This is a genomic window from Flavobacterium sp. N1736 (assembly GCF_025947065.1).
Classification (GTDB): Bacteria; Bacteroidota; Bacteroidia; order Flavobacteriales; family Flavobacteriaceae; genus Flavobacterium.
Window position 1 is genome coordinate 283279 of record NZ_CP109994.1, and the last position, 13068, is coordinate 296346.

Consider the following 13068-nt stretch of genomic DNA (forward strand, 5'->3'; position numbering starts at 1 on the left):
TTAATTAATAAATAAATTGGTTAATCTTGCCGTTAATTATATATTTGCTCGATTTAAAAAAAATGTGGTAATTCGTGATTTAGTTTTTTAGTTTTAGAAAAATGATGTCAGGGCTTATTTTATGGGACTTTAAAACAAAAACAAACAATAAAACATAATTAATTTTTAGTAATAATGCAGAATAAAGGACTTATTAAATTTTTCGCAATTCTATTTGCATTGGTAAGTATTTACCAACTTTCGTTCACTTACGTGGCAAGTAATGTCAAAAGTGAAGCTAAAGCTTTTGCAGGAGACAATCCTGATAAAGAGCTAAAATATTTAGATTCTATTGGAAAAGAGAAAGTGTTGAATCTTGGGTTTACTAATTTTACTTATAATGAAGTAAAAAACAAGCAAATCAATAAAGGTCTTGACTTAGAAGGAGGAATCAACGTTATTCTTCAAATTTCTATTAAAGATGTTTTAAAAGGATTAGCAAACAATTCTAAAAATCCGGTTTTTAATAAATCATTAGCTGACGCAACTGCAAATTTAGAAGGAAATAAAAGTTATTTAGATAAATTTTTTGAGGCTTTTGATGCAAATTCAAACGGAACTACAAAGTTAGCATCTCCTGAAATTTTTGCTAACAGAAACTTACAGGGTGAAGGCGGAATCGCTTTTGAAATGACTGATGCGCAAGCGCAAAAAGTAATCAGAAAAAAAGTTGACGAGTCTATCGAAAGTGCTTACAAAGTATTAAGAGAGCGTATCGACAAATTTGGTGTAACACAGCCAAATATTCAAAAACTTGGGGCAACAGGAAGAATCTTAGTGGAACTTCCGGGTGCTAAAGATGTGGATAGAATTAAAAAATTATTAGGTGGAAAAGCTCAATTAGAGTTTTGGGAAACTTATAAAATAGAAGAAATCGGAAACTTTTTAGTAGCTGCTAACGAAGCTTTAAAAAAGACTGAAGTTAAAGTAGAAACTAAAACAGTTGCTAAAGATACATTGAATGCTTTATTAACAGATAGTTCTAAAGATTCTACTGAAGCTAAAAAAGGAAACAATCCTTTATTTGATAAAATTTTAGGACAAGGCGGCGGACCGGTTTTAGGTTATTTCGCTCCAAAAGATACAGCTACTGTAAACGAATACTTTAAAAGAGCTGACATCAGAATTTTATTAGGTGCTGACCAACATTATGCAAAATTTGTTTGGAGTAAACCAACTACAATTAAAGATGCAAAACAAAAAGATGTTGAAGTAGTAGAATTATACGCTTTAAAAGGAAACAGAGACAATATCCCGGCTATGAACGGTGGTCTTGTAACTGATGCAAAAGATACATTTGACCAAATGGGTAAACCGGCTGTTTCTATGCAAATGAACAGTCAGGGTGCTAAAGTTTGGGAAGAACTAACAGGAAGAGCTTTTTCTCAAAAAAGTTATATTGCTATTGTTTTGGATAACATCGTTTATTCTGCTCCCGGAGTTACAAGTGGTCCAATTGCCGGAGGAAGATCTGAAATTACAGGTTCTTTTGATGTTGCTGAAACTAAAGATTTAGCTAACGTCTTAAATGCAGGTAAATTACCGGCTTCTGCAGATATTATTCAATCAACAGTTGTAGGACCATCTTTAGGTCAGGCAGCAATTGATGCAGGAACAATGTCATCTGTAATTGGATTTTTATTAGTTTGTTTATGGATGGTGTTCTATTATGGTAAAGCAGGTTGGTATGCTAACCTTGCCTTATTGTTAAACTTACTTTTCTTATTCGGAATCATGGCAAGTTTTGGTTTTGTACTTACATTACCGGGTATTGCAGGTATCGTACTTACATTAGGTACTGCGGTAGATGCCAACATTATTATATTTGAAAGAGCAAAAGAAGAATTACGTGAAGGAAAATCATTGGCAGAAGCTGTAGCTACATCTTACGGATGGCATGGTGCAATGCGTTCTATCATTGATGCAAACGTTACGCACGTTTTAACCGGAGCGATCTTATTTATTTTTGGAACAGGACCAATCAAAGGTTTTGCTTTAACATTACTTATTGGTATCGTAACTTCAATGTTTACGTCAATCTTTATTGCGAGAATCTTTATTGATAGAAATATTGCAGGAAAAGGAGATTTAACTTTCTCTACTAATATTACTAAAAACTGGTTTACTAATTTCCACTTTGACTTTATTAAAATCAAAAAATTCACTTATATCTTCTCTTCTATTGTAGTTGTTGTAAGTTTAATTTCTATCTTCTTCGTTAACGGATTAGATGAAGGTGTTGATTTTGTTGGAGGAAGAACTTTCCAGGTTAAATTTGAAAAACCGGTTGATGCAACTGTAGTTTCAGATGAATTATCTGCTGCTTTCGGAACCCCTGTTGAAGCTAAAATTTTAGGAGATGACGATCAGTTAAAAATCACAACAAAATACAAAATCAAAGAAGATGGAGTAGCTGTTGATGCAGAAGTGAATCAAATATTATACAAAGCATTAGCAAAATACTATCCAAATACTACTTACGATAAATTTATCAATTCTTTTGATGGTAAAAGAGTGGGTGTTTTACAACAGTCTAAAGTTGGAGCTTCTATCTCTGAAGATATTAAAACAAACTCTTACTGGGCAGTTCTTGGTGCAATGGCGGCAATTTTCTTATACTTAATGGTATCTTTCCGTAAATGGCAATATTCATTAGGTGCGATCGCTGCTGTAGCGCATGACGTTATCTTTGTATTAGGAATTTACTCTTTATGTTATAAATTCATGCCGTTCCACATGGAAATGGATCAGCACTTTATCGCTGCAATTCTTACCGTAATCGGATACTCAATGAACGATACTGTAATTGTATTTGACAGGGTTAGAGAATTTATCATCGGAAACCGTAAAGGAAGTTTTGAAGATATCGTAAACGCTTCTATTAACACTACATTATCAAGAACGTTGAATACGTCATTGATGATGATCATTGTATTATTGACAATGTTTATCTTTGGTGGAGAATCAATTAGAGGATTTATCTTCGCTATGTTAGTTGGTATTGTTGTAGGAACTTATTCTTCATTATTTATCGCTACGCCAGTATTGGTTGATACGATTTCTAAAGATGAAAAACATAACATTGAAGACAAGCATAATAAAGCATAATTAATTGCTTAAACTATATTAAAAAGATCCGGTGAAAGCCGGATCTTTTTTTGTGCTATATTTAAATCGTTTTTAAAATGTGTGTATGATTAAAAAACTACTATTGATTTTGTTTTTTGTTATAATAAAAATGTCGGCTCAGGATCAAAAACCTAAGTTTGCTATTGGTTTTAATTATGGTTTTGGAAGTGAATTCAAGAATAAAGATTACACTTTTACAAATCATTTTTATAAACTGCAATTGTATTATAAATTGAAGGAAACAAAACATTTTGAATATGAAATTTTAGTTCAGCCAGAGGTAAATTTTGGTACACATCAATTATTAAATTTTTATTTTGTAAAACCGGAAGAACCTGATTATATCGAGAAAAGAGCAAAATATACCCAGTTAAAGGATATTCATGAATATGTGTTGAATGTTGGTTTTTTAGTTAGAAAACCAATTAGCAAAAAATGTTCTTTTTATTTATTAGGCAGTATTGGCCCGATGATTACAGATACAGAAACAGAACGAATGTCTGATGGTTTTGCTTTTGCAGATGTTTTGGCAGCAGGTTTTTCATTAAAAGTAAAAAGCCTGCAATTTGATTTACGCCCAAGTGTAAGACATGTTTCGAATGCCGGTTTGGGATCTGAAAACGCAGGATATAACACTAAAAATTTAGAATTCGGAATTTCATATTCTTTATAAAAAAAATGCCCGACAATATTGTCGGGCATTTTATATTTTGAAGCGAAGTTTTAAGATGTCGCTAAAGGGTTTCTTTTTGCTCTAATGATAAAGAAAAGACCAATGATGATAAAAGGTATGCTTAGCCATTGTCCTGTCGAGAATAAGCCTAATTCGCTTTCAAAACCACCTTGACTTTCTTTTACAAACTCAACTATAAAACGTACAAGGAATAAAAGCACTAAAAACAATCCGAATAAATATCCTGAACGTAATCTTGCATTCGTTTTCCAATACAGGAAAAATAAGATTGCGAATACAAAAATATAGCAAAAAGCTTCATACAATTGCGTTGGATGTTTTGCCGGAACCTGAGTTAATAAATCAGCAAATTTAGGATCTGTAGCAATGGCAGTATAAGCATCTTTAGGATTTGCAATTTGTGTTGCATTTACAGCTTCACCTTTACTGAACTGGTCGTGTAAAAAACGAATTCCAAATGCAGAGTCAGTTTCATGTCCGATAATTTCAGAATTGAAAAAATTTCCTAAACGAACAAATATTGCACCGCTCGCTACCGGAATTACAACGCGATCTAAAATCCATAATAACGGACGTTTTAAGATCATTTTACTGTAATAATACATCGCAATAATAATAGCGATTGCAGCACCGTGACTTGCTAAGCCCTGAAAACCTGTAAATTCAAATTTTGGTTCGAATTTAAAAGGTAAAAATATCTCCAGTAAATGATTTCTGAAATATTCCCAATCATAAAATAAAACATGACCTAAACGAGCTCCAATTAAAGTTGCCAAAACGGTCCATACAAATAGAGAATCTAATTTGTCAAGTGGTTCATTTTCGCGTTCGAAAATTTTCTTCATTAAAAACCATCCTAATCCAAATGCGATTACGAACATTAAACTGTAATAACGAATCATGAAAAATCCTAAATCGATTCCTTCTGAAGGATTCCAAATGATGTTTAAGGCGTGTGTCATATATTAAATTGTTTTGTATTTTGTAAAAATAAATATTTAAAACAGAGTAGATCTTTATTTAAAGTTAATGTTTATGCGAGCATTTTTTTTCAGGAACGGGATCGTAGCCTGTTCTTCCCCAGGGATGACAGCTCAAGATACGTTTAATTCCCAAATATCCGCCGTAAAATAATCCATGAGTTTGTAAAGCCTGAATCATGTAGGTCGAACAGGTTGGTTCAAACCTGCAGCTTGCTGGTGTAAAGGGCGAAATTGCAGTTTGATAAAAGCGTACTAATAAAACAAATGGAGTAATTACTTTCATGATTTATTAGAAATTGAGTTTGTTATATTGAAAAACTGGTTCCTTCTTTTCCGTCTTTCAGCTGGATGCCTAAAGCAATTAACTGATCGCGAATTTGATCAGAAAGTGCAAAGTTTTTGTCAGCTCTTGCCTGATTTCTCATTCCGATAAGCATATTTACAACACCTTCTAATTTATCGTTATTGCTGTCAGCCGCTTTCTCATCGCTTAAACCTAAAACATCAAATACAAACGCATTAATAGCTGTTGTAAATGTTGCAAGATCTTCAGCAGAGATTGTTTCTTTTCCTTCTTTCAATAAATTGACATAACGAACGGCTTCAAATAATTGCGCAATTAAAATTGGCGTATTAAAATCATCGTTCATGGCATCGTAGCACAATTGTTTCCACGATGCAATATCGATAGAACTTGTGCTGCTTGTTGAAATACCTGATAAAGCATCAACGGCTTCCATCAATCTTTTATATCCTTTTTCTGCAGCGACAATAGCATCATCAGAAAAATCTAAAATACTTCTGTAATGAGCCTGCAACATGAAAAAACGTGTTACAGATGCAGAAAAAGCCTTGCTCAAAATGTTGTTATCCCCACTTAAAATCTCTCCCGGAAGAATATTGTTTCCAGTCGATTTTGCCATTTTCTTACCGTTTAAAGTAAGCATATTGGCATGCATCCAGTAATTTACCGGAGACTGACCTGTACAAGCTTCGTTTTGTGCAATTTCACATTCGTGATGTGGGAATTTTAAATCCATTCCGCCACCGTGAATATCAAAATGATTGCCAAGATATTTGGTACTCATTGCAGTACATTCTAAGTGCCAACCCGGAAAACCATCGCTCCAAGGAGAAGGCCATCTCATGATATGTTCCGGTTCTGCCTTTTTCCAAAGGGCAAAATCCTGAGGATTTCTTTTGTCAGACTGACCATCAAGATCACGCGTATTGGCAAGCATATCTTCGATATTTCGCCCGCTTAAAACACCGTAATTGTTGGTTTCGTTATATTTTACGACATCAAAATAAACAGATCCGTTGGCTTCGTAACCAATTCCGGTATCGATAATTTTTTTGATGATTTCGATTTGTTCAATAATATGTCCGGTTGCAGTTGGCTCAATACTTGGCGGTAAAAAATTAAATGATTTTAAAATATCATGAAAATCTACCGTATAGCGCTGTACCACTTCCATTGGTTCCAGTTGCTCTAAACGTGCTTTTTTGGCAATTTTATCTTCACCTTCATCAACATCATCTACAATATGACCAACATCTGTAATATTACGCACGTAACGAACCTTATAATCAAGATGTAAAAAATACCTGAAAATAACGTCAAACGACATAAATGTTCTCACATTTCCTAAGTGTACATTGCTATAAACCGTAGGTCCGCAAACATACATTCCAACATTTCCTTCGTGAATTGGGTTGAAACTTTCTTTTTCACCCGAAAGTGAATTGTATATTTTTAGATGTTGACTGGTGTATAAAGGCATAATCGTTTTAATTGATTTTTTTTCAGGAGCTAATCCTGCTGTCCGCTGTATCTTTTATGGCGAACCCCGCCATAAAAGGATGCCGCTTCCATCAGGGCTAGACCATAAATATAATATGAAATTTTGTGAAAAACTAAAATTGAGTTTCCAATTTAATGTAATCTAAAAACTCTCTTTTAGTTTGAGGATCTTTAAATTTTCCACCAAATTCAGAAGTAACTGTGCTGCTTTCGATATCCTTAATTCCTCTTGAATTTACGCAAAGGTGTTTTGCATCGATAACACAGGCAACATCTTCGGTACCTAAAGCTTTTTGCAATTCCTGAACAATTTGCATGGTTAAACGCTCCTGAACCTGAGGTCTTTTTGCATAATATTCTACAATTCGGTTCATTTTAGATAAACCAATCACCCTTCCGCTGGAAATATAAGCAACATGAGCACGTCCAATAATAGGCAGTAAATGGTGTTCGCAGGTAGAATAAACAGTTATGTTTTTCTCTACAAGCATTTCTCCATATTTATAATTATTGTCAAAAGTAGAAGCTTTTGGTTGCTTTGCAGGGTTTAAACCACCAAAAATCTCCTTCACAAACATTTTTGCAACTCGGTTTGGAGTCCCTTTTATGCTGTCATCCGTCAAATCCATTCCAAGAGTTTGCAGAATGTTTTCGACATCTTTCTTTATTTTTTCTATTTTTTCATCGTCAGTTAAGTCAAAAGCATCCTGTCTTACAGGGTTTTTTGCGTTGCTGCTAAAATGATTGTCACCTATTTCGTCTAAAAAATCTTCGTTATTTATCATTAAAAACTACTATTATAATGGGTATATCTTTTTAAGGCGGTAAAGATAATTAATAAAAAGCAAACCTTTTCTATCGTTTTTACTATTTAATCGTTCCTTTTTGGATATAATTTAAATTAAATCAAAACCTGTGTTTTTTTAAAAATAAAAGACAATAACAGTTAAGTTATTGTCTTTAAGGTTTATTGTTTTTACTTCGTTGTTATTTTCTGTTGTTGTAAACCAGCAGCGCTTCTTTTAAAACGTTTACAGCACTAATTAAATCTTTTTTGTTTAGTACATACGCAATTCTTACCTGATTTAAACCCATGCCCGGAGTAGAATAAAAACCGGCAGCAGGAGCGACCATTACCGTTTCTCCGTTAAGATCATAACTTTCTAAAAGCCATTGTGCAAAATCTTCAGAATTTTCTATTGGCAGTTGTGCAATACAATAAAAAGCGCCTTTTGGTTTCGTAACGATTACGCCTTCAATTTTGTTTAATTCAGTAATTAAAGTGTCGCGACGGCTTTTGTATTCAGAAATAACTTCATCAAAATAACTCTGAGGTGTATCTATAGCTGCTTCACAAGCAATTTGCTCGATAGTTGGCGGACTAAGTCTTGCCTGAGCAAATTTCATTACTGTAGCCAGAACTGCTTTGTTTTTTGTAACCAAACAGCCTATTCTTGCGCCACACATACTGTAACGTTTTGAAACAGAGTCAACCATAATTACATTTTGGTCAACATCGTTTAGATTCATTACAGAAAAATGAACGTCGTCTCCATCGTATAAAAATTCGCGATATACCTCATCAGCAATTAAATACAAATCGTGTTTTTTAATTAAACCCGCTAATTGTTTGATTTCAGCTTCAGAATATAAATAACCTGTTGGATTTCCGGGTTACAAATTAATATGGCTTTTGTTCTTGGTGTAATTAATTTTTCGACATCGTCAATACTTGGCAAAGCAAATCCCGTCTCGATTGTCGAGATTACAGGTACAACTGTTGCGCTGGTTGATGATGCAAATGCATGATAATTAGCATAAAAAGGTTCAGGAATGATGATTTCATCTCCCGGATCTGTAATTGTGGCTAATGCAAACAATAAGGCTTCAGAACCACCCGTTGTTACGATGATGTCTTCTGGGTTAACATTTACATTTTGACGTTGGTAAAACTTTGCTAATTTTTTTCTATAACTTTCATATCCAGCTGATGGACTGTATTCTATAATACTTAAATCAATATTTTTTACCGCCTCGATGGCCACTTCGGGTGTCTTGATATCCGGTTGACCAATGTTTAAATGATACACTTTATGTCCTTTTTGCTTTGCAATATCTGCATAAGGAGCAAGTTTACGTATCGGTGATTCGGGCATGTTTCTGCCTTTGTTTGAAATTGTTGGCATGTGTTTTATTATTGAAGTGCAAATTTGCATTTTTTTTTCGAATTTAACGTAAACATTAACGGTCCTTGTGAAAATGTAACAATTATCAATATATTTACTAATTTTATAATAAAATATTGTCAATGAAAAAATATATTGTGCTGTTTTTTGGGCTTTTGTCATCTTTTTCGTTAAAAGCGCAAAGTGATTTCTTAATAGAAAATAACCATAAAAAAGTTGTTATTCCTTTTAAATTGATCAATAATCTTGTTTTTATTCCCATAAAAGTCAACGGAGTCGAGCTAAATTTTTTGCTTGATTCAGGTGTCGAAGAAACTATTTTGTTTAGTATGGAAGAAAGACAGGAAGTAAGTTTTAATAATGTCGAAAAAATAAAATTAAGAGGTTTAGGAAGTGAAGAAGAAATTGAGGGCTTAAAATCTGCCAATAATGTTTTGGAGACGCATGGTATAAAGTCTAGTAACCACTTGGTTTTTATTATTTTAGATCAGACTTTTAATTTGTCTTCACATATAGGAATTCCGGTAAACGGAATTATTGGATATAAATTTTTTAAAAATAATTTAGTCGAAATCAATTATCAGAAAAAGAAAGTTATCATTTATTCCAATAATGAAGAAATCAAACAAAAATTAGACAAGAAATTCACATCAGTTCCAATAACAATCGAAAGATCAAAACCTTATATATATACAACAGCCGTTACAAATGGTGCCGAAATACCTGCAAAAATGCTTATTGATATTGGTAATAGTGATGCATTCTGGATTTTCGAAAACAATAAAATAAAACTGCCTCAAAAGAATTTTCCTGATTTTCTGGGAAAAGGTTTTAGCGGCGACATCGAAGGACATCGCGCAAAAATTGAAAAATTTTCTATTGCAGATTTTGAGTTTAAAAATCCTATTGTTTCTTTTCCCGATTCGACTTCTATTCGAAATGTAAAAATGGTTCCGGATCGGATTGGTTCAGTTGGCGGAGAAATTTTAAAACGATTTACTGTGGTTTTAGATTATGCAGATAAGAAATTATATCTTAAAAAAAATGCCAAATTTCACGAACCGTTCACTTATAATAAAAGCGGAATAACGATTCAGCACAATGGTTTGCAATGGGTTCAGGAAACAGTTCATTTGCAAACGGTACAAGTTGCGACATCAATAGCTGAAGTAGAAGACAAGGAAAAAAATGATAATTTCAGGTATAAATTTCAGCTAAAACCAGTTTATGAAATCGTAAATATTCGTAAACATTCTGCCGCCGAAAAATGCGGTTTAAAACAAGGAGATATTATTATTAGTATCAATAAAGTTTTGCCTTATAAATATTCGTTGCAGCAAATAAATAATCTTTTAAAATCAGAAGAAGATGTTTGGATTACTATGGAAGTAGAGCGAAACAGCCTGATTTTAAAATTTAGATTTAAACTCGAAGACGAATTGTAATATTCTTACAAAATGACAAATTAATAATGAGTTTTTTAGCTTTGTTTGTGTTATTATGAAAAATTAATAAGAAAATTAAGTTTTTTGATCAATAAATGTGATATTTTTATTATGTTTATCAAAAATATAATTATGGTCAAAAATTACACTAATTTCTTGCAAGGTATCTTGCTTGTTGTTTTTTTATTCTTTTTACCTAATACTTTTTATGCGCAATGTGCTGGTAATGACGCAATATTGCCTCCAATTTGTGATTATGCTAACCCCGCAAATGCATCAATTGACTTATTTTCTTTATTAGGACCAGCAACTCCGGGTGGTAAATGGTCTGATGTTGATAAATCAGGAGGATTAGATCCTGTAACAGGTTTTTTAAATGTACACGTTATTACCAGCAGTGGGTTTTATCATTACACCTACACAGTCGCAGGCGTTGCGGGCTGTGCTGATAATTCATCAACGGTTTTCGTTACAATTGGCGGTTACACCGGAAAACCTTCTCAAACAATAATTTGTTCTGCATTAGGGAGTTATAATCTTTTTCAGGCTTTTGACGGTAGATATCTCAGTCCGCTTTTAGATGGAACGTGGCATAACGATGCCGACAATTCCATTGTACCGGGATCTAGTATTGATGTCACTAAATTAAATGGACTATACTCATTTACATATACTATGGATGCTGTAGGTACATGTGTAGCTCCGCCTCCCGCTAATATATCTGTAAAAGTTGTTAAGGCACCAGAACCGGGAGATCCAAAACCACCTTTAAAGGTTTGTAGTGATGCTGTTGCAAGTTATACCAATTATGACTTGTTTAATATGCTTACCAATAATCCTGACCCGGAGGCACGTGGACAGATACTACTTTACGACCAACCCAAGAATTAACTTTTGAGGGGGATCATAATATTGATATTCAAAGAATTTACAATCGATTTGGAGAAGGAAATTACTTTTTTAATTATACTGTTACATCTGCAGAAGGAGTTTGTAGTCCTGAAATGACCCAAATAAGAATTAGGATTGAAACAAAATTAGATTTCACCGGCGCAACTCTTGTTGTAAGCTCTGATATATGCGAAACAGACATTCCAACAGCAACATATTCCGGCAGAATTACAAAAGGTCCGGCAGCTATTCCAAACGGAACTTATAGAGTTGTGTTTACTGTTTCAGGACCAAATGGAGGTACAGAAACCGTTACAGCGAACTTTACAAACGGAGTACTTCTTTTTCCCATTAAATCAGATTATTTTAAACAAGTTGGAGATTTTACCGTAACAATTCTTGATATATATAAAGATGATAGCGAAAGAGCATGTACAAATGTGAATAGTCCTTTATCAGATGTACTGCACATATATCCAATTCCGGATTTAACCGGAGCCAAAATAGCTGAAATAAAAACCTGCCAGAACACCGATGCTTTAGTAGTAATTTCAGATGCCGTAAAAATTGTTGATGGTACTTATGATCTTCGTTACGATATTTCTGGTGTAAATAGTGTAAATGCACAAACCGTCAGAGTTACATTTGCAGGTGGTATTGCAAGTTTTACAATTCCGGGAATTTTAAATCCACGAAGCGGAAACGGTGTTATTACCATTACAAATATTACCCATGTAGTATCGCAATGTACAAATACAGCCAATTTAAAAGGAGATATAGTCATAAATCCTTTACCTAATATTGCAGCTTTAAAAATACAAATTGCTAATGTTTGTTTTGGAGATCCCGTTTCTGCCTCGGTTTCAGGATTAGGAAATCTTACCGATGTAACAGTGTATTATACACTTTCAGGAAGTAATACAGCAGCAGTACAAACCGTTGTATTAACGCCAACAAACGGAACAGCATCTTTTGTAATTCCTTCAACCTTACTTGCAAACACAGGAACAACAACGGCAACTGTTACCAATTTGCAAAATAACATCACCACATGTGCGGTTGATGTAAGTGGTGTTGCAGATCCTTTTGCAATAAACCCAATTCCCGTGGCTCCAACCGCTACCAATAAAGAATTTTGTAAAATTGATCATACGACAATTGCAAATTTACAGCCAAACGGAGCACAATATAAATGGTATAATGCAGCAACATTAACAACGCCTCTCGCTCCCACGTATGTTTTGCAGTCAGAGAATTATTGGGTAACAATAACTACAGCCGGTTGTACATCAGACCCAACAATGATTTCGGTTACTATAAATGATATACCAGCGCCTGTATTAAATACAGATGGACAAAATTTTTGCGGATTAAATAATCCAACCATTGCCGATTTATCCAATAATACAAATGTGGCTTCGTCAATAGTTTGGTATGATCCAAACGGAAATGTAATACCGCCAACAACAGCTTTAATTGAGCAGGGAACCTATTTTGGTTACGATTTTTCCAACACAACAAATTGTTTTTCTAATGATCGTCTTGAAGTTACGGTTACACTAACAGATTGTGAGAATGTGCCAAATGATTTTTTTATCCCTGATGGATTTTCGCCAAACGGAGACGGTGTAAACGACACTTTTGTGATTCCGAATATTGAATTTTTATACCCAAATTATACACTTGAAATTTTTAACAGATATGGAAACGGAATGTATAAAGGTTATAATGGTAAACCGGGCTGGGATGGTTTAAATTATGAGAGAGAAGGAATTGGAAGCGGTATGGCGCCAAACGGAGTCTATTTTTATGTTCTGAATTTTAATAAAGATAACAGACCTCCAAAGCAAGGCCGCCTTTACTTAAACCGATAATTCCTTTACATTTTAATATAAAA

The 13068-nt window shown here is 33.8% G+C and carries 9 protein-coding genes and 1 pseudogene; 5 read left to right on the forward strand and 5 right to left on the reverse strand.

From position 1 onward, the window contains the following. Positions 1-174 precede the first annotated feature (174 nt). Positions 175-3147, forward strand: a complete 2973-nt coding sequence (gene secDF, locus OLM54_RS01175) for a protein translocase subunit SecDF (protein WP_264536790.1) — start codon at positions 175-177, stop codon at positions 3145-3147. Positions 3148-3232: 85 nt separating this feature from the next. Next, positions 3233-3841 (forward strand): acyloxyacyl hydrolase, encoded by a 609-nt coding sequence (locus OLM54_RS01180; RefSeq protein ID WP_264536791.1) that lies wholly within the window; start codon positions 3233-3235, stop codon positions 3839-3841. 50 nt (positions 3842-3891) lie between these two features. Here the strand turns inward: OLM54_RS01180 and lgt are convergent, their stop codons facing one another. The 5 genes and pseudogenes from lgt to OLM54_RS01205 form a co-directional block, all read right to left on the reverse strand. Continuing rightward, entirely contained in the window at positions 3892-4824 is a 933-nt protein-coding gene (gene lgt, locus OLM54_RS01185; RefSeq protein ID WP_264536792.1) for a prolipoprotein diacylglyceryl transferase, read from the reverse strand. Between the two features lie 64 nt (positions 4825-4888). Then, positions 4889-5128 (reverse strand): membrane protein insertion efficiency factor YidD, encoded by a 240-nt coding sequence (gene yidD, locus OLM54_RS01190; protein ID WP_264536793.1) that lies wholly within the window; start codon positions 5126-5128, stop codon positions 4889-4891. 22 nt (positions 5129-5150) lie between these two features. Continuing rightward, on the reverse strand, positions 5151-6629 hold the full coding sequence (gene cysS, locus OLM54_RS01195) for a cysteine--tRNA ligase (RefSeq protein WP_264536794.1): 1479 nt from the start codon (positions 6627-6629) through the stop codon (positions 5151-5153). Between the two features lie 133 nt (positions 6630-6762). Continuing rightward, positions 6763-7434 (reverse strand): GTP cyclohydrolase I FolE, encoded by a 672-nt coding sequence (gene folE / locus OLM54_RS01200; protein ID WP_264536795.1) that lies wholly within the window; start codon positions 7432-7434, stop codon positions 6763-6765. Positions 7435-7636: 202 nt separating this feature from the next. Beyond that, positions 7637-8835, reverse strand: a pseudogene (locus tag OLM54_RS01205) (pyridoxal phosphate-dependent aminotransferase). Positions 8836-8957: 122 nt separating this feature from the next. On the opposite strand from OLM54_RS01205, the gene OLM54_RS01210 reads away from it, so the two are divergent. The 3 genes from OLM54_RS01210 to OLM54_RS01220 all read left to right on the forward strand — a co-directional run bounded on the left by OLM54_RS01210 (position 8958) and on the right by OLM54_RS01220 (position 13045). Further along, complete coding sequence (locus OLM54_RS01210; protein ID WP_264536796.1) at positions 8958-10280, forward strand: PDZ domain-containing protein; 1323 nt, start codon at positions 8958-8960, stop codon at positions 10278-10280. Positions 10281-10412: 132 nt separating this feature from the next. After that, the gene (locus tag OLM54_RS01215; RefSeq protein ID WP_264536797.1) at positions 10413-11171 is read left to right on the forward strand and encodes a hypothetical protein; all 759 of its coding nucleotides are present in this window, start codon (positions 10413-10415) and stop codon (positions 11169-11171) included. 113 nt (positions 11172-11284) lie between these two features. Then, positions 11285-13045, forward strand: a complete 1761-nt coding sequence (locus OLM54_RS01220; protein WP_264536798.1) for a gliding motility-associated C-terminal domain-containing protein — start codon at positions 11285-11287, stop codon at positions 13043-13045. Positions 13046-13068: the final 23 nt, after the last annotated feature.

Coding starts and splice junctions, on each gene's coding strand:
- yidD (WP_264536793.1), bottom strand. CDS start 5,128: ATGAAAGTAATTACTCCATTTGTTTTATTAGTACGCTTTTATCAAACT.
- OLM54_RS01210 (WP_264536796.1), top strand. CDS start 8,958: ATGAAAAAATATATTGTGCTGTTTTTTGGGCTTTTGTCATCTTTTTCG.
- OLM54_RS01220 (WP_264536798.1), top strand. CDS start 11,285: ATGACCCAAATAAGAATTAGGATTGAAACAAAATTAGATTTCACCGGC.
- secDF (WP_264536790.1), top strand. CDS start 175: ATGCAGAATAAAGGACTTATTAAATTTTTCGCAATTCTATTTGCATTG.
- OLM54_RS01180 (WP_264536791.1), top strand. CDS start 3,233: ATGATTAAAAAACTACTATTGATTTTGTTTTTTGTTATAATAAAAATG.
- folE (WP_264536795.1), bottom strand. CDS start 7,434: ATGATAAATAACGAAGATTTTTTAGACGAAATAGGTGACAATCATTTT.
- cysS (WP_264536794.1), bottom strand. CDS start 6,629: ATGCCTTTATACACCAGTCAACATCTAAAAATATACAATTCACTTTCG.
- lgt (WP_264536792.1), bottom strand. CDS start 4,824: ATGACACACGCCTTAAACATCATTTGGAATCCTTCAGAAGGAATCGAT.
- OLM54_RS01215 (WP_264536797.1), top strand. CDS start 10,413: ATGGTCAAAAATTACACTAATTTCTTGCAAGGTATCTTGCTTGTTGTT.